The 24,284-nt window shown below is 72.4% G+C and carries 18 protein-coding genes and 1 pseudogene; 14 read left to right on the forward strand and 5 right to left on the reverse strand.

Annotation, left to right across the window (positions count from 1 at the left end; genetic code table 11):
• Positions 1-58: 58 nt before the first annotated feature.
• Complete coding sequence (locus tag ACZ60B_RS12210) at positions 59-1,822, reverse strand: SGNH/GDSL hydrolase family protein (RefSeq protein WP_469385923.1); 1,764 nt, start codon at positions 1,820-1,822, stop codon at positions 59-61.
• A 165-nt stretch (positions 1,823-1,987) separates the two neighbouring features.
• On the opposite strand from ACZ60B_RS12210, the gene ACZ60B_RS12215 reads away from it, so the two are divergent.
• The 5 genes from ACZ60B_RS12215 (at position 1,988) to ACZ60B_RS12235 (ending at position 5,727) form a co-directional block, all read left to right on the forward strand.
• Complete coding sequence (locus tag ACZ60B_RS12215) at positions 1,988-2,407, forward strand: DUF6278 family protein (protein ID WP_469385924.1); 420 nt, start codon at positions 1,988-1,990, stop codon at positions 2,405-2,407.
• A gap of 120 nt (positions 2,408-2,527) precedes the next feature.
• Positions 2,528-3,271, forward strand: coding sequence for an amino acid ABC transporter ATP-binding protein (locus ACZ60B_RS12220; RefSeq protein WP_469385925.1), 744 nt, complete (start codon positions 2,528-2,530; stop codon positions 3,269-3,271).
• A 16-nt stretch (positions 3,272-3,287) separates the two neighbouring features.
• Positions 3,288-4,205 carry a glutamate ABC transporter substrate-binding protein gene (locus tag ACZ60B_RS12225; protein WP_469385926.1) on the forward strand — a complete coding sequence of 306 codons (918 nt, stop codon included), beginning with the start codon at positions 3,288-3,290 and terminating at the stop codon, positions 4,203-4,205.
• Positions 4,202-4,846 (forward strand): amino acid ABC transporter permease, encoded by a 645-nt coding sequence (locus tag ACZ60B_RS12230; protein WP_469385927.1) that lies wholly within the window; start codon positions 4,202-4,204, stop codon positions 4,844-4,846. Before ACZ60B_RS12225 ends, ACZ60B_RS12230 begins: the two co-directional genes overlap by 4 nt.
• Positions 4,843-5,727: an amino acid ABC transporter permease gene (locus ACZ60B_RS12235; RefSeq protein WP_469385928.1), complete on the forward strand. Its 885-nt coding sequence runs from the start codon at positions 4,843-4,845 to the stop codon at positions 5,725-5,727. The genes ACZ60B_RS12230 and ACZ60B_RS12235 overlap by 4 nt, the downstream gene beginning before the upstream one ends.
• Positions 5,728-5,773: 46 nt before the next feature.
• Here the strand turns inward: ACZ60B_RS12235 and ACZ60B_RS12240 are convergent, their stop codons facing one another.
• Complete coding sequence (locus tag ACZ60B_RS12240) at positions 5,774-7,393, reverse strand: alpha/beta fold hydrolase (RefSeq protein ID WP_469385929.1); 1,620 nt, start codon at positions 7,391-7,393, stop codon at positions 5,774-5,776.
• A gap of 128 nt (positions 7,394-7,521) precedes the next feature.
• Entirely contained in the window at positions 7,522-8,322 is an 801-nt protein-coding gene (locus ACZ60B_RS12245) for a hypothetical protein (protein WP_469385930.1), read from the reverse strand.
• Between the two features lie 155 nt (positions 8,323-8,477).
• Between ACZ60B_RS12245 and ggt the strand changes: the two genes are divergently transcribed.
• Positions 8,478-10,277: a gamma-glutamyltransferase gene (gene ggt, locus ACZ60B_RS12250; RefSeq protein ID WP_469385931.1), complete on the forward strand. Its 1,800-nt coding sequence runs from the start codon at positions 8,478-8,480 to the stop codon at positions 10,275-10,277.
• A 33-nt stretch (positions 10,278-10,310) separates the two neighbouring features.
• Here the strand turns inward: ggt and ACZ60B_RS12255 are convergent, their stop codons facing one another.
• A complete protein-coding gene (locus ACZ60B_RS12255; protein ID WP_469385932.1) occupies positions 10,311-12,857 on the reverse strand; it encodes an ATP-dependent Clp protease ATP-binding subunit in 2,547 nt (848 codons plus the stop codon).
• Between the two features lie 489 nt (positions 12,858-13,346).
• Positions 13,347-14,114 carry a type I methionyl aminopeptidase gene (gene map / locus ACZ60B_RS12260; RefSeq protein ID WP_469385933.1) on the reverse strand — a complete coding sequence of 256 codons (768 nt, stop codon included), beginning with the start codon at positions 14,112-14,114 and terminating at the stop codon, positions 13,347-13,349.
• A gap of 32 nt (positions 14,115-14,146) precedes the next feature.
• Between map and ACZ60B_RS12265 the strand changes: the two are divergent.
• The 8 genes and pseudogenes from ACZ60B_RS12265 to ACZ60B_RS12300 form a co-directional block, all read left to right on the forward strand.
• Positions 14,147-14,395, forward strand: a pseudogene (locus tag ACZ60B_RS12265) (helix-turn-helix domain-containing protein); the annotation flags it as partial.
• A gap of 227 nt (positions 14,396-14,622) precedes the next feature.
• Positions 14,623-16,431 (forward strand): hypothetical protein, encoded by a 1,809-nt coding sequence (locus ACZ60B_RS12270; RefSeq protein ID WP_469385934.1) that lies wholly within the window; start codon positions 14,623-14,625, stop codon positions 16,429-16,431.
• 445 nt (positions 16,432-16,876) lie between these two features.
• Positions 16,877-17,719, forward strand: coding sequence for a nitrilase-related carbon-nitrogen hydrolase (locus tag ACZ60B_RS12275; RefSeq protein WP_469385935.1), 843 nt, complete (start codon positions 16,877-16,879; stop codon positions 17,717-17,719).
• Positions 17,716-18,999: an aspartate aminotransferase family protein gene (locus ACZ60B_RS12280; RefSeq protein ID WP_469385936.1), complete on the forward strand. Its 1,284-nt coding sequence runs from the start codon at positions 17,716-17,718 to the stop codon at positions 18,997-18,999. Before ACZ60B_RS12275 ends, ACZ60B_RS12280 begins: the two co-directional genes overlap by 4 nt.
• Before the next feature lie 107 nt (positions 19,000-19,106).
• A complete protein-coding gene (locus ACZ60B_RS12285) occupies positions 19,107-20,660 on the forward strand; it encodes a PucR family transcriptional regulator (protein WP_469385937.1) in 1,554 nt (517 codons plus the stop codon).
• Between the two features lie 188 nt (positions 20,661-20,848).
• A complete protein-coding gene (locus ACZ60B_RS12290; protein ID WP_351601540.1) occupies positions 20,849-21,691 on the forward strand; it encodes a nitrilase-related carbon-nitrogen hydrolase in 843 nt (280 codons plus the stop codon).
• A gap of 97 nt (positions 21,692-21,788) precedes the next feature.
• Positions 21,789-23,192: a dihydropyrimidinase gene (gene hydA, locus ACZ60B_RS12295; RefSeq protein WP_469385938.1), complete on the forward strand. Its 1,404-nt coding sequence runs from the start codon at positions 21,789-21,791 to the stop codon at positions 23,190-23,192.
• An 11-nt stretch (positions 23,193-23,203) separates the two neighbouring features.
• Positions 23,204-24,223 (forward strand): TIGR03842 family LLM class F420-dependent oxidoreductase, encoded by a 1,020-nt coding sequence (locus ACZ60B_RS12300; protein ID WP_469385939.1) that lies wholly within the window; start codon positions 23,204-23,206, stop codon positions 24,221-24,223.
• Positions 24,224-24,284 lie beyond the last annotated feature (61 nt).

A 24,284-nucleotide genomic window follows, 5' to 3' on the forward strand; every position in this document is an offset into this window, starting at 1 on the left:
CGGACCCGGCCGGAGCGTGCCGGAGCGGCGGACGGCGCGCCCGCAGCCCCGGCACGGTTCACAGCAGGGCCAGGTCCACCGACCCCGCCAGCGCGGCGAGCCCGGCGTCACCGGGATGCAGGTGGTCCCCGCTGTCGTAGCCGGGCAGCATCCGGGTGGGGCGGGCGGGGTCGCGCAGCACGGCGTCGAAGTCGAGGACGCCGTCGAACACCCCGGAGTCCCGGATCCAGGTGTTGACCTCGGCCCGCCGGGCGTCGACGGCCGGTGTGCAGCGGGAGCTTCCCCCGCACGGCAGGACGGTCGCCGCCAGCACCCGCACGCCCCGGTCGTGCGCCCGGTCCGCGATCTCCCGCAGCCCGGCGATGAGCCGGGGTGCCGTGGTGCCCGCCCCCAGGTCGTTCACGCCCTCGAACACGAGCGCGGTGCGCACCGACGTCTGGGCGAACACGTCCCGGTCGAGGCGGTGCAGCGCGCTCACCCCGGCGCCGCCGGTGGAGACGCCGTCGCCCGGGTAGCGGTCGGTGACCACCCGGTTGCCCGCGATGCCCGCGTTCAGGACGCCGTAGCGGGGTGCCGTGCGCTGCCGCAGCAGCCGGGCGGCGAGCACGTCGGGCCAGCGCCGGTCGGCGTCCGGCGTGGAGCGGTCCCCGTCGGTGATCGAGTCGCCCAGCGCGACCAGGGACCCCGGTCCGCCGCGCACGTCCACTCCGGTCAGCAGCGGCCAGGACGTCAGCGCCGGGGCGTACGCGGCCGCCCGGCGGTCGGCCGTGTGGTCGCCCCGCGCGCTCAGGTACGACTGCTGGACCGCGAGCCGGTGCCCGGGAGCCGTCCGCACCGTGCCGGGGAGGTGGAAGCTCACCAGCAGATCGGCGTCGGCGGGCACCCGGAAACCCAGCGGATCGCTGACCGCCTGCGCCCCCGCCGGGACGACGACGCCCCGTGCACCCCGGAAGGCGAGCCGCGCCGGCCCGCCCCGGGCCGCCGCGCCCGCCGCCCGCACCGCCACCGTCGCCGCGCCGATGCGGACCGGGGCGGAGGCGAAGGTGTTGTCGAAGCGGAGCCGCACCCGCCGCCCGCCCACCGAGGTGTGCACCACGAGCCGCAGGGTGCGGTCGGTCCACGGCCCCACGGCCGTCACACCGGAGGTGGCCGTGGCCCAGGTGCCGCTCCAGTCCCTTGCCGCCGGTCGTACCGCCAGGGCGAACACATGCAGCCCGGCCGCGCGTGGCAGCCGTACGGAGGCGACCGCGCGGCCCGGCAGCAGCGGCACCGTCACGACGTACAGCCGGGCCTTCCCGGTGCGCCGGCCGCCGGGTCCGTTGACATGCGGGAGCGCCACCGCCTTGGTGGCGAGCGGGCCCCTGCGCCAGTCCGGGGCGGTGAGCAGGTACGGGGAGCGGCGGCCGTCCGCGTAGGTGACCGTGCCGGAACCGGCGGCCGCGCCGCCGCGGGTGCCGGCCACCAGGAAGGCGAGGGCGTCGCCGCGCCCGCCGAGGCGCACCTCCTGTCCGTCGGCCCGTACGTTGTCCGGCTCGCCCGGCCGGCTGCGCGGCCAGGTCAGCGCGGCCCCCTGCACGGTGAGGGTGCGGCCGGGCAGCCAGCCCGCGGCCCGCAGGTCCCGGGCCGACAGCGAGGCGCCCGAGCCGTCGAAGTCGGCCTCGGCGGGCCGCGCGTCGTCACTGACGGCGACGTTGTCGAAGAACCGCACCAGCGGCAGCGGGGCGGACGACGGCGGGGCGGTGGCCCGGGCGGCGGACGCCGGGACCAGGGCCGTCGTGAACAGGGCGAGTGCCAGCGGGACACCCCGGACACCTCGGTGCACGTACGGACTCCTCCCGATCACCGGTCGCACGCATACGCACGGTGAAGTTAGGGACACCACCGGCGGTGGTCAACGCGCCATGCACACAGGCGCGGTGAAAGCACCGGGACGAGCGGTCGCGCGCGCCTGTGGTGCGCGCGGGGGTGCCGATGACACGCTGGACGTATGAACATCCCTTTCCTGGGCAACCGGCGCAAGAAGCGCGACGGTGCGACGTTCTCCGCCGACCCCGAGGGGGTCGCCGAACTCCTGTCCGAGTGTGAGCTGCTGCGCTCGCAGGCGTCCCAGGAGGGCGTCCAACTCGACGATTCCGCCGCCTCGTTGGAGGCGCTCGACCAACTGGTGCCGCGCTGGCGCGACGACGACGAGGTGCTGCCCTGGCTGGGCAACGACGCGGGACTGTATCTGGGCACCGTCATCGTGCGCACCGTGCCGGGCGCGGTCTGGGAGGTGTGGCCCGGCGGGCAGCCCGTCATACGGCTCGCCTCCGGCCGGGAGTTCGACGTGGTGACCGCCGGCCTCGAATGGGCCGCGAGCGGGGTGCCCGAACTCTCCCAGCTCTACGCCGAGGTGGCCGAGGCGTAGGTCCTGTCGAGCACCGTAAATACGGCTTATGTCGTAAAGGTGCGTGTCGTGCCCGAGCTTGATCGTCGTCTGGATAGTTTGCGGCGACCACGACACGGCTGAGGGTGAGTACCGGTGGGCATGGCTGTCGATCCCTTGATCGAGCTGCACGGCGTCAACAAGCACTTCGGGGAGCTGCACGTTCTGCGGGACATCGACCTCACCGTCGGCAAGGGGGAAGTGGTCGTCGTCATCGGCCCGTCCGGCTCGGGCAAGTCGACCCTGTGCCGGGCGATCAACCGGCTGGAGACGGTCGAGTCCGGGACGATCAGGCTGGACGGCAGGCCGCTGCCCGAGGAGGGCAGGGCACTCGCCCGGCTGCGCGCCGACGTCGGCATGGTCTTCCAGTCCTTCAACCTCTTCGCCCACAAGACCGTCCTGCAGAACGTCTCCCTGGCGCAGATCAAGGTCCGCAAGCACGGCCGGGAGGCGGCCGACCGACGCTCGCTCGAACTCCTCGACCGCGTCGGCCTCGCCGCCCAGGCGCCCAAGTACCCCGCCCAGCTCTCCGGCGGCCAGCAGCAGCGGGTGGCCATCGCCCGCGCCCTGGCCATGGAGCCCAAGGCCCTGCTGTTCGACGAGCCGACCTCGGCCCTGGACCCCGAGATGATCAACGAGGTGCTGGAGGTCATGCGGCAGCTCGCCCGGGACGGCATGACCATGGTCGTCGTCACCCACGAGATGGGCTTCGCACGCTCGGCCGCCAACCGCGTGGTGTTCATGGCCGACGGCCGCATCGTCGAGGACCGCCCCCCGGAGGAGTTCTTCACCGCCCCGCGCACCGAGCGCGCCAAGGACTTCCTGTCCAAGATCCTCAAGCACTGAGCGGGGAGCGCGTCGCATGTTCCGCACCACACGTGTGCCCACCCTCCTGTCCGTGCTCACGGCCCTCCTCCTCGCCGTCGCCTGCGGCAAGGAGGGCAGCCCGCCGGGCAAGGGGCCCGCGCCCGAGAAGCTCCCGCACTACGCGGTGGCGGAGAACTTCGAGCTGCCCGACTCCCCGACCTGGACCAGGGCGAGAAAGCGCGGGTACCTGGTCGTCGGCGTCAAGGAGGACCAGCCGTACCTCGGCGAGAGGGACCCGGCGACCGGCGCCTACTCCGGCTTCGACATCGAGATCGCGAAGATGACGGCCGCGTCCCTCGGCTTCGACCCCGCCGCGATCCGCTTCAGGACGATCGCCTCCGCGAACCGCGAGACCGCCCTGCAGAACGGCCAGATCGACTACTACGTCGGCACCTACACCATCAACGACAACCGCAAGAAGCTCGTCGGCTTCGCCGGGCCCTACTACCTGGCCGGGCAGTCGCTGCTGGTGCGCGCCGACGAGAAGGACATCCACGGCCCGCAGGACCTGGACGGCAGGCGCGTCTGCTCGGCGGCCGGTTCGACCCCGTACCAGCGCATCAAGGAGGACTATCCGAAGGCGGTCCTCGTCGCCTACGACACCTACTCCGTCTGCGTGGACAACCTGCTCACCTACCAGGTCGACGCCGTCACCACCGACGACGCGATCCTCATCGGCTACGCGGCGAAGGCCCCCGACGAACTCAAGGTGGTCGGCAGGCCCTTCTCCGAGGAGCCCTACGGCATCGGCGTCCCGCACGGCGACAACGCCCTGCGCCTCGCCCTCGACGACGCGCTGGAGGCCCGTGAGAGGAACGGTGACTGGAAGAAGGCGTACGAGGCCACGCTCGGCCTGTCCGGAGTGCCCGCGCCGACCCCGCCCCCGATCGACCGCTACCAGGCCGGTACATGAACGTTCTGATCGACAACTTCTCCCTCTACGCCGAGGGTTTCCTCGGCACCCTCGAACTCACCGTCTACTCCTCGGTGCTGGCCCTGCTCCTCGGCTTCCTCATGGCCTCCTTCCGGGTCGCGCCGGTGCGTTCGCTGCGGGTCTTCGGCACCGTGTGGGTGACCGTGCTGCGCAACACCCCGCTGACCCTGCTGTTCTTCGCGGTGCTGCTGGGACTGCCCCGGTTCGGAGTCGTCCTGCCCTTCGAGGTGTTCGCCGTGCTCGCCCTCGGCTGCTACACCTCGGCGTTCATCTGCGAGGCGCTGAGAGCCGGGATCAACACCGTGCCCACGGGCCAGGGCGAGGCGGCCCGCAGCCTCGGGATGACCTTCGGGCAGACCCTGAACCTGGTCGTCCTGCCGCAGGCGTTCCGCTCGGTGATCCCCCCGGTCGGCTCCACCCTCATCGCGCTCGCCAAGAACTCCGCGATCGCGGGCGCGTTCAGCGTCACCGAGCTGCTCGGCACGTACAAGACCCTCAGCGAGCTCGGCTACAACATCGTCTGGACGTTCGTCTGGATCGCCGTCGGCTACCTGATCATCACGTTCGCCATCAGCGCGCTGTTCAACGCGCTGGAGAAGAAGTGGGGAGTCGCCCGTTGACACCTGTCACCGCCACCGCCCTCTACGACGTACCGGGACCCCGGACCCGGCGGCGGCACCGGATCTACTCGGTCGTGGCCGCCGCCGTCATCCTCGGCCTGCTGGCCTGGATACTCCATCTCCTCTTCGACACCGCGCAGTTCACGTACACGAAGTGGATGCCCTTCGCCTACAAGGGGATCCAGGAGCTGCTGCTGCGCGGTCTCGGCAACACCCTCAAGGCCTTCGCCCTGGCGGCCGCCCTGTCGCTGGCGCTCGGCGGGGTGCTGGCGGCCGGGAGGCTGTCGGACCACCGGTCGCTGCGCGTGCTCGCCACGGTCGTCGTGGAGTTCTTCCGGGCGATGCCCGTCCTGGTGATGATCTTCTTCATCTTCGTGGCCCTGCGGGCGCAGCCGCTGACCGCCCTGGTGGCCGGACTGACGCTCTACAACGGCTCGGTGCTCGCCGAGGTGTTCCGTTCGGGCGTCAACGCCGTGGAACGCGGTCAGCGGGAGGCCGCGTTCGCGCTCGGCATACGCAAGACGCAGGTCATGGTCCACGTCCTGGTGCCCCAGGCCGTGCGGGCCATGCTGCCCGCGATCATCAGCCAGTTGGTGGTGGCGCTGAAGGACACCTCCCTCGGCTACCTCATCACCTACGAGGAGTTTCTCCACGCCGGGAAGCTCATCGCCTCGAACCTCGACTACGATTTGCCGTTCATCCCGGTGGTGATGGTGATCTCGCCGATCTACATCGGAATGTGCATGCTGCTCTCCTGGTTCGCCGGCCGGGTGTCCCGGTGGGAGCGGCGCAGTCCCAAGACACGGGCCGTGGAGCTGACCACGGCCGGCCCCGGGACGCTGCTGCCGGGTGGGGAACCCCCCACGGCTCCTCGACCGTAGGGGGCGGCAGCGCGCAGAGCCATACCCGCCCGGCCGCGGCCGGAGATCACTGCTCGCGCAGCGGCACCGACACGTAGGACGGGTCGTCCGCAGGCGAGGAGAAGGTCAGTTGCGCGCCGGACGGGTTGTGCTCGATGTAGAGCGGGTCGACCGTGTCGACGACCAGGGCGAGCCGGTGCCCGGCCGGGACGTCGTAGGCCGTGGAGAACAGGTCCAGGTCGAGACCGAACGGCTCGCCCGGGGTGCGTCCGTGGAAGGTGTACGGCGCGTTGCTGACCAGCCTGCCCACGCCGAGCGGCCCCACGTCGTACAGGTAGGCGACGAGGGTGCCGCTCTCCCTGGTCGGGGTGACCGTGGTGTGCAGTCGGGCGGTGCCGCGCACCCGCTGGGCGGTGGGGTACTTCTCCGACTGCCAGACGGCCGCCCAACGGCGGGGCAGCAGGGGTATCGAGGCCATCGGGGGGATCCGGGCGACCTGGTCGAGCAGGCTCGACAGCAGGACGATCCCGCCGTCCGCCCCGGAGTCGACGTTCGTGTGGATCGTGGTGGTCCCGGACAGGCCGAACTTGCGGGTGGCGGCGCCCACCGACTTCCAGTCCGGATAGCCCTCGTAGCCGCCGGTGGAGCGGGACTTGAGCTCGACCGGCTGTTCGCGGTCGATGCCGTTGTCGACGCCCTTGAGGTAGTGGTCGAACCAGCGCCCGGCGTCGTTCCACACGTCGTTGGGCAGGCCGAACAGTCCGGTGAGTTCGGCGGTGGCGTGGTCGCCCGGGCGGAACTCCAGCCGCTTGGGCCCGGTCAGCTTCTCGTAGAAGTCGGCGTACTGGTTGGCCGGGAAGATGGTGTCGCCCCAGGCGTTGGCGAGCATGACGGCCGGGCCGTTCTTGTTCAGCCGGTCGAGGTAGGTGGCGGCCGAGCGCTTCTTCCCCCAGGCGAGGAGGTCCTGCTCCCGTGACAGGTTCGAGGAGAAGAAGTCCGAGAGGACCTGCTTGAGTTCGGCGCTCCGGCGGCCGGTGACCGCTCCGGCGACGTCCAGCAGGGTGGTGGCCTGGGTGTGCTGGGTGCGGCCGGAGTAGATCGAGTCGATCAGGTCCGCCCAGCCGCTGAGCGCGGTGACGGCCTTGATCCGCGGATCGTGCGCGGCGGCGAGCAGGCTGATGCCGGCGCCGTAGGAGACGCCCGCCATGCCGATGTGCCCGGCGTCGGCGGGGGTGTGGGCGAGGGCCCAGTCGATCACCCGGGACGCGTCGGCGGTGTCGGAGGGCCCGGCCACCTCTATCTCGCCGCCGGACTGCCAGAAGCCGCGCACGTTGTAGGTGAGCACGACGTAGCCGGAGTCGGCGAGCCTGCGGGCCTGGGCGAGGTACTCGACCTGGGGCAGCCCCCAGCTCGTGGGCAGCACGATCAGCGGGTAGCGGCGGGTGCCGTCGGAGCCCGCGGGGGTGACGACGTTCGCCTTCAGGACGGTGCCGCCGTCGCCGGTGATGTCGACGAAGCGGACGCGGCCGTCGGCCGCCTGCGCGGCGGGGGCGAGCCCGAGGACGCCACCGGCGATCAAAGTCGCGGACAGGGCGCCCGCGGCGGCCGTACGCAGAGCCGTGCGGGGGTGCCCGCCCGGCGACCGTCGCCATCTTGTACGAAGGTGCTCCGCGCCCTTCCGGCCCATGGGTCACTCCTCACGCGCGTCGCAGCCAAGTGACCCGACGGTAACCGTCTTGCCTTACCGCAAGTAACCCGTCGGTAAGTTACGCATGAGTAAAGATTTTTGGCGCGGGGTGGACTCGCGGGGTGGACTCAGGAGGCGCGAGGCGTGGTCCGGGGGGACCTCGTCCGCGGCTTGGGCTCCGGCTTGGGCTCGGGGGCGGGGTCCGGGACCGACGGCGGGGTCTGGGCGGCGCGGGTCACGTCGGCGACGAGTTCGACGACGTCGGGGCCGTACGCCTGGGAGTTGACCACCCGCAGCAGCAGGGCGAAGGAGGCGCCGCCGTGCTTGCGGGCCAGCCGCTCGTGGTTGCGCGCCAGGTAGCGGGCCGCGGCCTGGTTGGTGATCGCGCGCTGGCCGCAGAAGAGGAACACCGGGCGCGCCTCCCGGCGTTGGCCCGCGGTGAGCCGCGCGAGCAGCACGTACTCGCTCTTGCCCGATTCCAGCGGGTACTTCTCCTCGCCTATCCGGAAAGCGCCGCGCTCGGGGCCGGGCTCGGCGTCGACGTCGACCCGCACGCCCGGCAGCAGCGAGCTCAGATGGGCGGCCATCCGGCGGTTGGAGGCGGGACCGCCCACGCAGAACTCGGTGCGCTCACCGAACCCCTGCTGGGCCGCGTCGTGCGCGACGATCTGGGCGTTGGCGTTGCAGTCCTTGATGAGCGCGGCCAGTTCGAGCAGTGCGAACACGTCGTGGCGCAGCACGGTCAGCTCGGGGCCGCCCGCCTCGCGGTTGACCACGAGCAACGACTCGGAGTTGTCGGGCAGTCCGAAGAAGGCCTGCTTGCGCCGCAGCCTTCGCTTCCAGAGCTGGGTACGGGTCAGCCACCCGAGGGCGACGCCGAGGCCGGCCGCCGCCACGCCGGGGACGATGAGGAGCAGGTCGTCTGTCATGTGCGCGCATGGTAGCGGGCCCGCCGGCGGCCCGATTGGTTGGTACGTACCGGTGTTCGATGCGTACCGTTCGCGCCGGAGCAGCCGAAATGAGACTGTTGAGGCCGGGACGATTGTGGCTACGCTACGCGAACGGTCACTCGCTGGAGGTGCGGATGCGTCGCCTTGTCGCGCGGAAACTGGCGGTCCTCGCGGTCTCGGCCGCCCTGGTGTCGGTGGGCGCGGCGGCGCCGCCCGCCACCGGGAGCGCCACGACCGCCAAGGTGCCGGTCGCCGTGGGCTACGGCGGCGCCGTGGCCAGCGTCGACGCGGACGCCTCCGCCGCCGGCATCGCGGTGCTGAAGAAGGGCGGCAACGCGGTCGACGCGGCCGTCGCCACCGCGGCCGCGCTGGGCGTCACCGAGCCCTACTCCTCCGGCATCGGCGGAGGCGGCTACTTCGTCTACTACGACGCCAAGTCCCGCACCGTGCACACCATCGACGGCCGCGAGACCGCCCCGCTCAGCGCCGACTCCGGTCTCTTCACGGAGAACGGCAAACCGCTCGCCTTCGCCGACGCCGTCAGCAGCGGGCTGAGCGTCGGCACCCCCGGCACGCCCGCCACCTGGGCGACGGCACTGGACAAGTGGGGCACCAGAAAGCTCGGCACGGTCCTCGAACCCGCCGAACGCATCGCCCGCGACGGCTTCACCGTCGACGACACCTTCCGCACCCAGACCGCGGGCAACGAGACCAGGTTCCGCTACTTCCCCGACACGGCAAGGCTGTTCCTGCCCGGCGGCAAGCTGCCCGTGGTCGGCTCGACGTTCAAGAACCCCGAGCTCGCCCGCACCTACGAGGAACTGGGCCGCAAGGGCGTCGACGCGCTCTACCGCGGCGACCTCGGCAGGGACGTCCTGAACACCGTCAACAAGCCGCCCGTGGACCCCGGTTCCGGCTGGAACGCCCGACCGGGCCGTCTCTCGGCCAAGGACCTCGCCGCCTACCGCGCCAAACTCCAGGCGCCCACCCGGACTTCGTACCGCGGACTCGGCGTCTACTCCATCGCGCCCTCCTCCTCCGGCGGCACCACGGTCGGCGAGGCCCTCAACATCCTGGAGCGCACCGACCTGTCCAGGGCGAGCGAGGTCCAGTACCTGCACCACTTCGTCGAGGCGAGCCGGATCTCGTTCGCCGACCGCGGTCGCTGGGTCGGCGACCCCGCCTTCGAGGACGTACCGACGAAGGAACTGCTCTCGCAGCGGTACGCCGACTCGCGCGCGTGCCTCATCAAGGACAACACCGTCCTCACCAGCCCCCTGGCGCCCGGCGACCCGCGGCACCCGGCGGCCTGCGCCGGCCCCGGCACCGCGGCCCCGACGACGTACGAGGGCGAGAACACCACGCATCTCACGGTCGCCGACAAGTGGGGCAACGTCGTCGCCTACACCCTCACCATCGAGCAGACCGGCGGCAGCGGCATCACCGTCCCCGGCCGGGGCTTCCTGCTCAACAACGAACTGACGGACTTCTCCTTCGCCCCCGCCAACCCGGCCGTGCACGACCCGAACCTGCCGGGTCCGGGCAAGCGACCGCGCTCCTCGATCTCCCCGACGATCGTGCTCGACCGGCACGACAGGCCTGTGGTGGCGCTCGGTTCACCCGGTGGGGCGTCCATCGTCACCACCGTGCTCCAGACCCTCACCGAGTTCCTCGACCGCGGCCTGCCCCTCGTCGACGCGATCGCCGCCCCCCGCGCCAGCCAGCGCAACGCGGCCCAGACCGAGCTCGAACCCGCGCTCTACGACAGTCCGTTGCGGGCCCGGCTGGAAGCCGTCGGGCACAGCTTCAAGGTCAACCCGGAGATCGGCGCGGCGACCGGCGTCCAACGCCTGCCGAACGGCGAGTGGCGGGCCGCCGCCGAGACCGTACGGCGCGGCGGCGGCTCGGCGATGGTGGTGGACCCGGCGAGCTAGGGCCTGTCCGACTCGCCTCCGCGTCCTGGCCGTTCAGGACGTGGGGGCGGGCGGCATGCTGTCGGTGCGGAAGGTGAGCCGACCGTCCGCCTCGTCCACCGTCACCTCGCTGCCCTGCGCGATCTTGCCGTCCAGGAGCAGCCGGGAGAGCTGGTTGTCGACCTCCCGCTGGATGGTGCGGCGCAGCGGCCGCGCGCCGTACTCGGGCTGGTAGCCGCGGCTCGCCAGCCAGTCGACGGCCGCGTCGGTGAACTCGACCTCCACGTCCTGCGCGTGCAGCAGCCGGCGGGTCTTCTCCAGCAGCAGATCGGTGATCTTCCGCAGCTGTTCGGTGGTGAGTTGCTGGAAGACGACGATCTCGTCGATCCGGTTGATGAACTCCGGCCGGAAGTGCTCGCGCAGCGGCCGCAGGATCTGCTCGCGCCGCGCCTCCTCGTCGGCCCCGTCCCCGCCCGGCCCGAACCCGATGCCCGCGCCGCGCCGGACGATGGCCTCCGAACCGAGGTTGCTCGTCATCACGATCACCGTGTTGGTGAAGTCGACCGTGCGGCCCTGGGAATCGGTGAGCCGACCGTCGTCCAGCACCTGGAGCAGGATGTTGAAGACATCCGGGTGCGCCTTCTCTATCTCGTCCAGCAGGAGCAGCGAGTACGGGTGCCGGCGCACCACCTCGGTGAGCTGGCCGGCCTCCTCGTGACCGACGTAGCCGGGCGGGGCGCCGACCAGCCGGCTGACCGTGTGCCGCTCCTGGTACTCGCTCATGTCGAGCCGGACCATCCGTTCCTCGCTGCCGAACAGCGCCTCGGCGAGCGCGCGGGCCAGCTCCGTCTTGCCGACCCCGGTCGGGCCGAGGAACAGGAAGCTGCCGATCGGCCGGTCGGGGCTGGACAGTCCGGCGCGCGAGCGCATGACCGCCTCGGAGACCGCGGCGACCGCCTCCTCCTGGCCGATCACCCGCTGGTGCAGATGCTTCTCCAGCCCGAGGAGGCGTTCCTTCTCCGCCTGGGTGAGCCGGCTGACCGGGATGCCGGTCCGCCGGGACACCACCTCGGCGATGGCCTCGGCCGTCACCTCCAGGTCCTGCCCCTCGTCGGCCGTGTCCTCGCCGCTGGTCTCGGAGATCCGCTGCCGCAGCGCGCCGATCCGGTCCCGGATCTGGGTGGCCTGCTCGTACTGCTCGTCGGCGACCGCCTGGTCCTTGTCCCGGACGAGCTGCTCGAGTTCGCGCTCCATCGCCCGTACGTCCGTGCCCTTCGTGCGGGCGCCGAGCCGCACCCGGGCGCCGGCCTGGTCGATCAGGTCGATGGCCTTGTCGGGCAGTCTGCGGTCGGTGAGATAGCGGTCGGACAGCTCCACGGCCGCCACCAGCGCCTCGTCGGTGTAGCGGACCTGGTGGTGGGCCTCGTAACGGTCACGCAGTCCGCGCAGGATCTCGATCGCGTCCAGGACCGTCGGCTCCGGCACCATGATCGGCTGGAAGCGGCGGGCCAGCGCCGCGTCCTTCTCGATCCGCCGGTACTCCTCCAGCGTGGTGGCGCCGACGATGTGCAGCTCGCCGCGGGCCAGGGCCGGCTTGAGGATGTTGCCCGCGTCCATCGTGCCGCCCTCGGCGCCGCCGCCCGCGCCGACGACCGTGTGCAGCTCGTCGATGAAGACGATCAGTTCGTCGGAGTGCGCGCGGATCTCGTTGACGATGTTGTTCATCCGCTCCTCGAAGTCGCCGCGGAACCGGGTGCCGGCGACCACGCCGGTCAGGTCCAGGGCGACCACCCGACGGCCGGTGAGCCCGTCCGGCACGTCCCCCTCGGCGATCCGCTGCGCGAGCCCCTCCACGACCGCCGTCTTGCCGACGCCCGCGTCACCGATGAGCACCGGATTGTTCTTGCCGCGCCGGGAGAGCACCTCGATGGTCTGCTCGATCTCGTCGTCCCGCCCGATCACCGGGTCGATCCGGCCCTGCCGGGCCAGGTCGGTGAGGTCGCGCCCGTACTTGTCCAGGGTCGGGGTCGCGGTGGGCCGGGGGTGCTCGGGATGCTGCTGCGTCGCTTCGTGCGCCTCGGGCGGCAGGCCGGTGGGGGCGAAGTGGGCCGAGTTCAGGATGTGCCCGGCGGCCGAGTCGGGGTTCGCCGCCAGCGCCCCCAGCACGTGTTCGGGGCCGATGTAACCGGCGCCGCTGGAGCGGGCCAGCTCGTGCGCGTCCAGCAGGGCCCGTTTGACGGCCGGGGTCAGGGACAGCGAGGTCGGCGGCAGGGCCTGGCCCGGCTCCTGCTGCACCGGCCCGGAGCGCTGGTCGATCTCCGTCGCCAGCGAGTCGGGGTCGGCGCCGGAGCGGCTGAGCAGGCTCCGGGTGGGCTCGGCGGACAGCGCGGCCCGCAGCAGATGCTGGGTGTCCAGGTCCCGGCTGCCGTGCTCGGCGGCGTACTGGGCGGCGCCGCGCACCAGCTCCCGGGCCGGCTGACTCAGCAGCCGGCCGATGTCGATCTGCCGGGGACCGGAGCGCGGTCCGGCGAAGAAGCGTGCGAGGAAATCTCCGAAGGGGTCCGGGCCGTTTCCTTCCGGTCCCGTGAAGCCGCTGGTCATGGCGTTCCGTTCCGGCGTCCCGAGGGGATTTCCCGGCCCGCGCGGAAACCGGTGGACCCGGGGAAGCACACGGGACGCGCTCGCTGATCGACGTGCATGTCCGAACGCGGGTGCCCGGACTCGGCCGGCCTACGCCCGCGGCGCGTCCCTCACCTCCGCTGCCGCCGGGCGGCCCACCGCGGCGGCGGGCCAGGGGTACTCGATCCCGTCCGGCACCAGGTCGGAGGCCGGCCGCGTCGCGCTCGGCCGTGCGCACACAAGCCTGGTACTCGTAGAACACGATCGCACGATCGTTGCCCCGCAGCACCTCCAGGACGACGCGCCGGCCGGAGTCCCACCCGCGACCCGCCCGGGGCCGGGACGCGGCGGGAGACGGCGGCACGTCGTCCTGGGGGCGCGGTGTGCGCGGTACGGCGACGCGGCCGGCGTCGGCGGGGGAGCCTCGGGGCCGATGCGCACAGGCTTCCCGCGGGAGACGGCGAGCGGTGGTCAGCGGGCGGTCAGGACGCGCGGGCCGGCCTCGGTGATCGCCACGGTGTGCTCGACGTGGGCCGCGCGGGAGCCGTCGTTGGTGCGCAGGGTCCAGCCGTCGGCGGCCGCGTGGTAGCCGTCCCTGCCGCTCGCCACCAGCATGGGCTCGATCGCCAGGACCATCCCGCGGCGCAGCGGGAGGCCGCGGCCGGGGCGGCCCTCGTTCGGGACGCCCGGGTCCTCGTGCATACGGCGCCCGATGCCATGGCCGCCGAAGCCGTCCGGGACGCCGTATCCGGCGGCGCGGCACACCGAGCCGATCGCGTACGCGATGTCGCCGATGCGGTTGCCGACCACGGCCGCCTCGATGCCCGCGGCCAGCGCCCGCTCCGCGGTCGCGATCAGCCTCGTGTCCGCAGGGCGTGGGGTGCCCACGGTGAAGCTGACCGCGGAGTCGCCCACCCAGCCGCCGAGTTCGGCGCCGAAGTCGACGGAGAGCAGGTCGCCGTCGCGCAGCCGGTAGCCGTCCGGGATGCCGTGCACGATCGCGTCGTTCACCGAGGCGCAGATCACGCCGGGGAACGGGGTGGGCGCGAAGGAGGGCCGGTAGCCGAGGAAGGGCGAGGTCGCGCCCGCCTCGCGCAGCACCTCACGCGCCAGCGCGTCGAGTTCCAGCAGGGAGACCCCCACGTCCGCTGCCTCCCGTACGGCGGTGAGCGCCCTGGCGACGACCTGGCCGGCCAGGTGCATCGCGTCGATCGATGTATCGGTTTTCAACTCCACCATGCCAATTACTATACCGGTATTAGAATGACGGCATGGTGCGTACCCCGCTGACCCCCGAAGAACGAGAACGCGGCGAGCGGCTCGGCAGACTGCTGCGCGAGGCCCGCGGCGACCGCAGCATGACGTCCGTGGCGGCGAGCGCGGGCATCTCCGCCGAGACCCTCCGCAAGATCGAGACCGGCCGCGCGCCGACCCCGGCGTTCTTCACGGTGGCCGCGCTGGCCCGCGCGCTCGGGCTGTCGATGGACGAACTGGTCGGGCGGTGCGCCCCGGCCGGTGCCCTGGGGGCCCTCGACGGGCTCGACGCGGCCGGGGGGCTCGGCGCCCTCGACGCCTCGGGGGTCCTGGGGGTCTCGGGGAAATCGGGGGCCTCGGGGGCTGGGGTCGCCGTCGGGGCGCGGGATCGTTGAGACCGCTGCGGCCACTCCGAAAACTCCCTGTAGCCGTCCTGTAACACAGGTGGTGTTTCCTGCCGGACGGAGTGTTCCGGTCTGGCAGGAGTTGGGCGATGGCGGTGGATCAACTCTCGGTCCGGGTGCGGGAGTTCTCGACGTACCTGGACGGCCTGCTGGGCCGCCTGGACCAGGGCGGCGGCTGGTGCGCGGTCTTCTGGGAGCGTGACCCGGACGGTATGCGGGCCTGTCTCGAAGGGCGTGAAGTGCCGCCCTGGGACGTCGTGGAGGCGCTGCTGCACGACCTGGCGGCCGCGTACGGACCCGAGGCCGCGGCGCCGGAGCACGAGCGGGCCCGTGCCCTGCACGCCGCCGCGCTCGCCGCGCACGACGCCCGGCCCGGCGGCCGGGCCGCCCTCGGGGACCGGCTCGACGAGATGCTCCGCGAGCAGCGGTACACCGCCGAACGGCAGTCCGAGCTCGGCCGGTTGCTGGCCTCCGCCACCACCGGGGAGGAGGCCGACACGGTCCGCCTCGACCTCGCCTGGGCCCGCGACGACCACGAGCGCGCCTCCGCCCGCTGCGCCGAACTGCGCGCCCGCATGGCGGAGTCGGACCGGCGGGGACCGGCCGGCCAGGCGCCCCGCGCGCCCGCCGGTCGGGAGTCCATGAACCCGGGCCGGAGCCCCGGCGGCACCTACGACGGCTTCGCCGCCGGCCGCCCCGGACACGTGCCCTCCGCCCCCGAACCCGCGCCGGTGGACGGCCCCTCGGCCTCCCGACCCGCGCCCGGGTACGGTCGCTCCGCCCCCGAACCCGCGCCGGCGGGCGGCCGTTCCGCCCCGGCCCCCGCGCCTGCGGAGGGCTCCTGGGTCTCCCGACCCGCGCCTGCGGACGGTCCCTTCGCCCACGAGCCCGCGTCTGTGATCGGCTCCTCGTCCTCCCGGCCCGCGCCCGCGTACGGCGCTTCCGCCTCCGAACCCGCGCCCGCGTACGGCGCCCACGCATCCGAGGCCGCAGCGGCTGCGGACCACTTCCACGCCCCCGCGGACGGCACCCCGTCGCCCGGTGCCCAGGAGTCGGCTCCCGTCGCCGGGCGGTCGCGGGCCGCCGTGTCGCCGGACACCCGGGCTCCCGCTCCCGCCGTTCCGGGGACTGCTCCCGCCGCTGCGGCGCCCGCCCCCGCCAAGCAGCGCAAGCGGCGCCGTGGCAGTGCCCGGTTCGCCGGGATGGCCGAGGAGGGGGCCGCCTCCGTCGTCGTACCGCCGGACGCGGCACCGCCCTGGCCGGAGTCCCCGGCGGCCTCCGACCGTACCCCGCGCGGTGCGCGTTTCGCGCGGGTCGCCGAGGCGGTGCGGCGGACGGAGCCGAAGGCGGACGCCGGGTCGCCGGACGTGGTGGCCGGGCGGGAGACCGCCGAGGCGGTGGAGCGGTTGGTACGGCTGCGGGCCGAGGGGCGCAGCGGCGAGGCGCACGCCCTGCTGGTGGAGATCGTGCACTGGCCCGCCGCCCGCTTCCCGCTGCTCGCGGCCGAACTCCAGCGGGCCGCGCTCGGCGCCGACTGGGCGACGCTGCTGTGGGAGGCCGCCTCGCTGCCCGCCGGCCAGGTGGTCGCCGCCGCCGACGCCCTGGCCGAGGCGGGTCGCACCGGCGACGGCGAGCAGATCCTGCGCCAGGGCGTCGCCCGCCCGGCCGCCGAGATAGGCGCGGCCGTGCTCGCGCTGGCCGGCGAGGGCGCCCGCCGTGAGGTCCGCGCGCTGCTGGACGCGTATGTGCGCGTCCGTACCCCCGAGGAGGCGGCCCGGTGCGTCGGGCCGGACCCGCAGACGCTCGTACCGCTGCTGCTGGAGGCGGCCCGGGGCGTCTCGGAGGAACGGCACTGGGACGTGGTGCACGCCCTGCGGGTGGCCGGGTTCACCGTGTGAGGGCGACGGGACCGGCCGTCCGGGGACGACGGGACCGGCCGTCCGAAGGCGGCGGGACCGGGCCGCCCGGGGACGACGGGACCGGCCGTCCGAAGGCGGCGGGACCGGGCCGTCCGGGGGCGACGGGACCGGCCGTCCGAGGGCGACGGGACCGACCGCCCGGGGACAACGGGACCGACCGCCCGGGGGCGACGGGACCGGCCGTCCGAGGGCGGCGGGATCCCTCGTCCGAGCCCGCTGCGATTCCTCGCCCGAGTTCGACCCGGGCCGCCGTCCGAGCCACCCGGACGGCCCAGCGGCTCACCCGCCGGAGTGTGAAACGCGATCGACTCAGCGGGTTAACGACGATGGTCTTGGCAAGGCCGTCCTGGAGGCTTACGTTCGTCCCTCTACGGCCTGCGTCTACGGGCGTAGAGGCTCTGACGTCCCGTCGAAGGAGCAGCTCATGGCCAACGTCGTACGAGCCGCGCTGGTTCAGGCCACCTGGACCGGCGACACCGAGTCCATGGTGGCGAAACACGAGGAACACGCGCGCGCGGCGGCCCGGCAGGGCGCCCAGGTCATCGGGTTCCAGGAAGTCTTCAACGCCCCCTACTTCTGTCAGGTGCAGGAACCGGAGCACTACCGCTGGGCCGAACCGGTCCCGGACGGGCCGACCGTGCGTCGTATGCAGGAACTCGCCCGCGAGACCGGCATGGTGATCGTCGTACCGGTCTTCGAGATCGAGCAGTCCGGCTTCTACTACAACACCGCGGCCGTGATCGACGCCGACGGCACCTTCCTCGGCAAGTACCGCAAGCATCACATCCCGCAGGTCAAGGGCTTCTGGGAGAAGTACTACTTCAAACCGGGCAACGCGGGCTGGCCGGTCTTCGACACGGCGGTCGGCAAGGTCGGCGTCTACATCTGCTACGACCGACACTTCCCGGAGGGCTGGCGCCAACTCGGCCTGAACGGAGCCCAGCTCGTCTACAACCCGTCCGCCACCTCGCGCGGCCTGTCCGCCTACCTCTGGCAGCTCGAGCAGCCCGCCGCCGCCGTCGCCAACGAGTACTTCGTCGCCGCGATCAACCGCGTCGGCCAGGAGGAGTACGGCGACAACGACTTCTACGGCACGAGCTACTTCGTCAGCCCGCGCGGCCAGTTCGTCGGCGACGTCGCCAGCGACACCAAGGAGGAACTGGTGGTGCGCGACCTCGACTTCGACCTGATCGAGGAGGTCCGGCAGCAGTGGGCCTTCTACCGGGACCGCCGGCCCGACGCCTACGAGGGGCTGGTCCAGCCGTGAACGACCTCTACGCACGCCACCGCAACGTCCTGCCCGACTGGCTCGCCCTCTACTACGAGGAGCCACTGGAGATCACCCACGGCGAGGGTCGGCACGTCTGGGACGCCGACGGCAACCGCTACCTCGACTTCTTCGGCGGCATCCTGACCACGATGACCGCGCACGCGCTGCCCGAGGTCACCAAGGCGGTCGGCGAACAGGCCGGCCGGATCGTCCACTCCTCCACGCTCTACCTCAACCGGCCGATGGTGGAACTCGCCGAACGGATCGCCCAGTTGAGTGCGATCCCGAACGCCCGGGTGTTCTTCACCACCTCCGGCACCGAGGCCAACGACACCGCCCTGCTGCTGGCCACCACCTACCGGCGCAGCAACACGGTCCTCGCGATGCGCAACAGCTACCACGGCAGGTCCTTCAGCACGGTCGGCGTCACCGGCAACCGCGGCTGGTCCCCGACCTCCCTGTCCCCGCTCCAGACGCTGTACGTCCACGGCGGCGTGCGCACCCGGGGACCGTTCGCGCACCTCGACGACGACGCCTTCGTCGCCGCCTGCGTGGACGACCTCACGGACCTGCTGGGCCACATCCGGCCGCCCGCCGCCCTGATCGCCGAGCCGATCCAGGGCGTCGGCGGCTTCACCTCGCCGCCCGACGGCCTGTACGCGGCCTTCCGCGAGGTGCTCAGGCAGCGGGGCGTCCTGTGGATCGCCGACGAGGTGCAGACCGGCTGGGGCCGCACCGGCGAGAACTTCTGGGGCTGGCAGGCGCACGCCCGCAGCGGCCCGCCGGACATCGTCACCTTCGCCAAGGGCATCGGCAACGGCGCCTCCATCGGCGGCGTCATCGCCGGCGCCGAGATCATGAACTGTCTGGACGCCAACAGCATCTCGACGTTCGGCGGCACCCAGCTCACCATGGCGGCCGGTCTCGCCAACCTCGGCTACCTCCTCGAACACGACCTCCAGGGCAACGCCCGGCGGGTCGGCGGACTGCTCATCGAACGGCTGCGGGCCGTCGGCGCGCAGCTTCCGTGGGTGCGGGAGGTGCGCGGCCGGGGCCTGATGATCGGCATCGAACTGGTCAAGCCCGGTACGGACGAGGCCGATCCGCAGGCCGCCTCCGCCGTGCTCGAAGCGGCCCGCGAGGGCGGACTGCTCGTCGGCAAGGGCGGTGGCCACGACACCAGCGCCCTGCGGATCGCGCCGCCGCTGTCCCTGACCGTCGCGGAGGCCGAGGAGGGCGCCGCGATCCTGGAGAGCGCGCTGCGCGGCATCGCGTGACGGGCGCCCGGTGACGCACGTCCGGTCACCGCGAGCCGGTCACGGGCACGGGGTGACCGGCTTCCGGTGACCGGCATTCGGTAACGCCACAGCAAGGGAACACCACCATGACCACCGTCCTGGAACCCGTTCTGTCGGTCCGTCAGGTCCTCACCCTGGAGCGGGTGCTCGCCGGGGAGCCCGAGGTGGTGGCCGGCGCGGGCCAGCTCGACCGGCCCGTGCGCTGGGTGCACGTCGCCGAGGCCGCCGACGTCGGCGTGATGCTCAGCGGCGGCGAGATGGTCCTGACCACCGGAGTGCTGCTGGCCGGCGACGACGAGCTCCAGGCGGAGTACATCCGCTCCCTGCACCGCGCCGAGGCCGCCGCCGTCGTCCTCGGACTCGGCCGCGCCTTCCCGGCCCCGCCGGACGTGATGCGCCGCGCGGCCGAACGCTGCGGGCTGCCCATGGTGGTGCTCCACCGGCCGTTCCCCTTCGCCGAGTTGACGGAGGAGGTCCAGTCCCGCCTGGTACGGCGCAAGTTCGCCGCCGTCAGCCTCTCCGAAGCCGTCCGCACGGCCCTGACCGGCCTCATCACCGCGGGCGCCCCGCTGCAACACCTCCTCGACGAGATCGCCCAGCACAGCGGCTGTCCCGTCGTCGTCACCAACCTCGCCCACCGGGTCCTGGCCACCGCGGGCGAGCGGCCGGCCGTGGACGACGTGCTGCGCGACTGGGAGCGCATCTCCCGGCAGGCCGGCCGCGGCGAGGGCGACGGCTGGGTCCGCGCCGAACTCGGCGGCCGCGGAGAACGATGGGGCGGCATCGTGCTGTGCGGCTACCGCGGTGACGCCGCCACCGGGCGGCTGCTCGCCGACCGGGCCGCCGAGGCGCTGGTGCTGCACCGGATGCTCGGCGGCGGTTCCGCCCACAGCTGGGAGGAGCAGTCCGCGCAGAGCCTGCTCACCGACCTGATCAGCGAGGTCGTGCCGGCCAGGCAACTGCTGCCGCGGGCGCGCGCGGCCGGGCTGCCGGTCAACCGGCGCACCTTCGTCCCGCTGGTCGTGCGCGACGGCGACCCCGGCCGGCTCGACCGGATCCTGCGTCTGCTGGGGATGCCGGGCCTGGTCGCCGAGCTGACCGGCGGGTCCACCGCCGTCCTGCTGAGCCTGGCCCGCGACCAGGACGCCGAGGCGCTCGCGGCGCACTTCGCGGCCCGGCTGCGGACGGAGACCGCACCCTGCACGGTGGTCGCCGCGGCCGACGGCCGGACCGCCTGGGACGACGTACCCGCCGGACTGCGCGAGGCCCGGCACGTGGCCGAGGCGGTCGCCGACTCCGCCGCCGTCCTCGACCTGCCGGCCGTGGTACGGCTGCGCGACGTCCATCTGCGCGGCCTGATCCGCCTGTTGCGCGACGACCCGCAGGTGCAGTCCTTCGCCGAGCGGGAGTTGGACGGGCTGCTGCGCGACGCGGACGAGGACCTGCTGTCGGTGCTGCGGACCTATCTCGCCACCGGCCGCAACAAGTCCCGCACCGCTCAGCTCCACCATGTCTCCCGGCCCGCCCTGTACCGCCGGCTGGAGGCGATACGGACGCGGCTCGGCGTGGACCTCGACGACTTCGAGCAGGCGGCCTCGGTGCACATCGCGCTGCTCGCGCATGACGCGCAACAGCGCTGAAACAGGCGACCACCTGGGAAAACGGCGGTGAAACATGGGTCGACGAAGGTGTGACACGGTGGCACGCCACGCGCCCGCAGACGTGACACGGTGCAACTCAAAGCCGGCGCGCGCACTTCCTACGCTCCAGGGGCGGACGACGGCACCCCCGACGGCCGCCCCAGCACACCGAGCGACCGGAGGTCCCGATGAGCAGAGTGATCCGCGCCGCCCTCTTCCAGACCGCCTGGACCGGCGACAAGGAGTCGATGATCCGGGTCCACGAACAGGCGGCCCGGGACGCGGCCGCGCAGGGAGCACAGATCCTCTGCTTCCAGGAGCTGTTCTACGGCCCGTACTTCTGCCAGGTCCAGGACAAGGCGTTCTACGAGTACGCCGAGCGGATCCCCGACGGCCCCATCGTCCAGCGCTTCCAGGCACTCGCCCGCGAACTCGGCATCGTCCTGATCCTGCCGATGTACGAGGAGGAGCAGCCCGGCGTCCTCTACAACACCGCCGCCGTGATCGACGCGGACGGCACCTACCTCGGCAAGTACCGCAAGCACCACATCCCGCAAGTGCCCGGCTTCTGGGAGAAGTTCTACTTCCGGCCGGGCAACAGCGGCTGGCCGGTCTTCGACACCGCCGTGGGCCGGATCGGCGTCTACATCTGCTACGACCGGCACTTCCCGGAGGGTTGGCGCGCCCTCGGCCTGGCGGGTGCCGAGATCGTCTTCAACCCGTCGGCCACCTCGCGCGGCCTGTCCGGCTACCTGTGGCAGCTGGAGCAGCCGGCCGCGGCCGTCGCCAACGAGTACTTCGTCGGCGCCATCAACCGGGTCGGCGTCGAGGAACTCGGCGACAACGACTTCTACGGCACGTCCTACTTCGTCGACCCCGAGGCCCGGTTCGTGGGCGAGCCGGCCGGCGACAAGGAGACCGAACTCGTCGTGCGGGACCTCGACCTGGCGACGCTGCGCGAGGTGCGCGACCGCTGGCAGTTCTACCGCGACCGTCGCCCCGACGCGTACGAGCCGCTGACCGCTCCCTAGGACCGACCGCGGCGGTGCCGCCGGTCCGGCGCGCAGCGGACCGGCGGCACCGACCGACCCGTACGACAGATGAGTTGAACACGGCAGGAGAGGGAGCATGAGCAGCCGTACCGTCATCCGTGGTGGCCTCGTCATCACCGCGTCCGACGAGATCCACGCCGACGTACTGATCGAGGACGGCCGGATCGCCGCCCTCGCCGCCTCCAACACCGCGGCCGCCCAGGCCTGGACGGCCGAGCGGACCATCGACGCCACCGGGAAGTACGTCATCCCGGGTGGGGTCGACGCCCACACCCACATGGAGCTGCCGTTCGGCGGCACCTTCGCCTCGGACACCTTCGAGACCGGCACCCGGGCCGCCGCCTGGGGCGGTACCACGACGATCGTCGACTTCGCGGTGCAGAGCGTCGGGCACTCCCTGCGCGAGGGCCTGGACGCCTGGCACGCGAAGGCCGAGGGCAACTGCGCCATCGACTACGGCTTCCACATGATCGTCTCCGATGTGAACCAGGAGACGCTCAAGGAGATGGACCTGCTGGTCGAGGAGGGCGTCACCTCCTTCAAGCAGTTCATGGCCTACCCCGGCGTCTTCTACAGCGACGACGGCCAGATCCTGCGCGCCATGCAGCGCTCCGCCGAGAACGGCGGACTGATCATGATGCACGCCGAGAACGGCATCGCCATCGACGTCCTGGTCGAACAGGCCCTGGCGCGCGGCGAGACCGACCCCCGCTACCACGGCGAGGTGCGCAAGGCGCTCCTGGAGGCCGAGGCCACCCACCGCGCCATCCGGCTCGCGCAGGTCGCCGGCGCCCCGCTGTACGTCGTGCACGTCTCGGCGCAGGAGGCCGTCGCCGAGCTCGCCCGGGCCCGCGACGAGGGCCTGAACGTGTTCGGCGAGACCTGCCCGCAGTACCTCTTCCTGTCCACGGACAACCTCGCGGAGCCCGACTTCGAGGGCGCCAAGTACGTGTGCAGCACGCCCCTGCGGCCCAAGGACCACCAGGCGGCGCTCTGGAAGGGCCTGCGCACCAACGACCTCCAGGTGGTCTCCACCGACCACTGCCCCTTCTGCTTCGAGGGCCAGAAGGAGCTCGGCCGGGGCGACTTCTCCAAGATCCCCAACGGTCTGCCGGGCGTGGAGAACCGGATGGACCTGCTCCACCAGGCCGTCGTCGACGGGCACATCTCCCGCCGCCGCTGGATCGAGATCGCCTGCGCCACCCCGGCCCGCATGTTCGGCATGTACCCGAAGAAGGGCACCATCGCCCCGGGCGCCGACGCCGACGTGGTCGTCTACGACCCGCACGCCGAGCAGGTCGTCTCCGCCGCGACGCACCACATGAACGTCGACTACTCGGCCTACGAGGGCAGGCGCCTGACCGGCCGGGTCGAGACGGTCCTCTCGCGCGGCCGGGTCGTCATCGACGAGCGGGAGTACACCGGGCACGCCGGGCACGGGGTCTACACCCCCCGCTCCACCTGTCAGTACCTCAACTAGGAGTGGCGCACATGGACTTCGGACTCGTCCTCCAGACGGACCCGCCCGCCTCGCGGGTCATCAGCCTGATGAAGCGCGCCGAGCGCAACGGCTTCGCGTACGGCTGGACCTTCGACTCCGCCGTGCTGTGGCAGGAGCCGTTCGTCATCTACAGCCAGATCCTCGCCGCCACGACGAAGCTGACGGTCGGCCCGATGGTCACCAACCCGGGCACCCGCACCTGGGAGGTCACCGCCTCCACCTTCGCCACCCTCAACGACATGTTCGGCAACCGCACGGTGTGCGGCATCGGCCGCGGCGACTCCGCGATGCGCGTCGCCGGCCGCAAGCCCAACACCCTCGCCCGTATAAGCGAGGCGATGAAGGTGATCCGCGCGCTGGGCCGGGGCGAGGAGGCCGACCTCGGAGGCACGGTCGTGAAGTTCCCGTGGATCAGGCCGGGCGCCGAACTCCCGGTCTGGATGGCCGCGTACGGCCCCAAGGCGCTGAAGATGACCGGCGAGGAGGCCGACGGGTTCATCCTCCAGCTCGCCGACCTCTACCTCACCGAGTACATGGTCAAGGCGGTGCGGGACGCGGCCGTCGCCGTCGGGCGCGACCCGTCCGAGGTGAAGATCTGCGTCGCCGCACCCGCCTACGTCACCGAGGACGACTCGCCCGAGGCGCTCGCCCACGCCCGCGACGAGTGCCGCTGGTTCGGCGGGATGGTCGGCAACCACGTCGCCGACCTGGTCGCCAAGTACGGCGAGCACTCGGCGGCCGTCCCCGACGAACTCACCGACTACATCAAGGCACGCGAGGGCTACGACTACGCGCACCACGGGCGCAGCGGCAACCCCGACACCCGGTTCGTGCCCGACGAGATCGTCGACCGGTTCTGTCTGATCGGCCCGGTCGAGAAGCACATCGAGAAGCTGAACGCGCTGCGCGCCCTGGGCGTCGACCAGTTCGCCGTCTACGACATGCACGACGCGCAGGAGGCCGTGATCGACGCCTACGGATCGAAGGTGATCCCGGCCCTCAACGGCTGACCCCCCTTGTGAGACTCCCCCTTCCCGCCGTCCTGGGAAGGGGGCCCAGGGCACTCCGAGC

It is taken from the genome of Streptomyces sp. NPDC104096 (genome assembly GCF_055584385.1).

Bases quoted from the DNA above. Each gene is read 5' to 3' on its own strand.
- hydA (WP_469385938.1), top strand. From the start codon at position 21,789: ATGAGCAGCCGTACCGTCATCCGTGGTGGCCTCGTCATCACCGCGTCC.
- ACZ60B_RS12275 (WP_469385935.1), top strand. From the start codon at position 16,877: ATGGCCAACGTCGTACGAGCCGCGCTGGTTCAGGCCACCTGGACCGGC.
- ACZ60B_RS12285 (WP_469385937.1), top strand. From the start codon at position 19,107: ATGACCACCGTCCTGGAACCCGTTCTGTCGGTCCGTCAGGTCCTCACC.
- ACZ60B_RS12240 (WP_469385929.1), bottom strand. From the start codon at position 7,393: ATGGGCCGGAAGGGCGCGGAGCACCTTCGTACAAGATGGCGACGGTCG.
- ACZ60B_RS12255 (WP_469385932.1), bottom strand. From the start codon at position 12,857: ATGACCAGCGGCTTCACGGGACCGGAAGGAAACGGCCCGGACCCCTTC.
- ACZ60B_RS12300 (WP_469385939.1), top strand. From the start codon at position 23,204: ATGGACTTCGGACTCGTCCTCCAGACGGACCCGCCCGCCTCGCGGGTC.
- ACZ60B_RS12225 (WP_469385926.1), top strand. From the start codon at position 3,288: ATGTTCCGCACCACACGTGTGCCCACCCTCCTGTCCGTGCTCACGGCC.
- ACZ60B_RS12230 (WP_469385927.1), top strand. From the start codon at position 4,202: ATGAACGTTCTGATCGACAACTTCTCCCTCTACGCCGAGGGTTTCCTC.
- ggt (WP_469385931.1), top strand. From the start codon at position 8,478: ATGCGTCGCCTTGTCGCGCGGAAACTGGCGGTCCTCGCGGTCTCGGCC.
- ACZ60B_RS12290 (WP_351601540.1), top strand. From the start codon at position 20,849: ATGAGCAGAGTGATCCGCGCCGCCCTCTTCCAGACCGCCTGGACCGGC.
- ACZ60B_RS12220 (WP_469385925.1), top strand. From the start codon at position 2,528: ATGGCTGTCGATCCCTTGATCGAGCTGCACGGCGTCAACAAGCACTTC.
- ACZ60B_RS12245 (WP_469385930.1), bottom strand. From the start codon at position 8,322: ATGACAGACGACCTGCTCCTCATCGTCCCCGGCGTGGCGGCGGCCGGC.
- map (WP_469385933.1), bottom strand. From the start codon at position 14,114: ATGGTGGAGTTGAAAACCGATACATCGATCGACGCGATGCACCTGGCC.
- ACZ60B_RS12270 (WP_469385934.1), top strand. From the start codon at position 14,623: ATGGCGGTGGATCAACTCTCGGTCCGGGTGCGGGAGTTCTCGACGTAC.
- ACZ60B_RS12215 (WP_469385924.1), top strand. From the start codon at position 1,988: ATGAACATCCCTTTCCTGGGCAACCGGCGCAAGAAGCGCGACGGTGCG.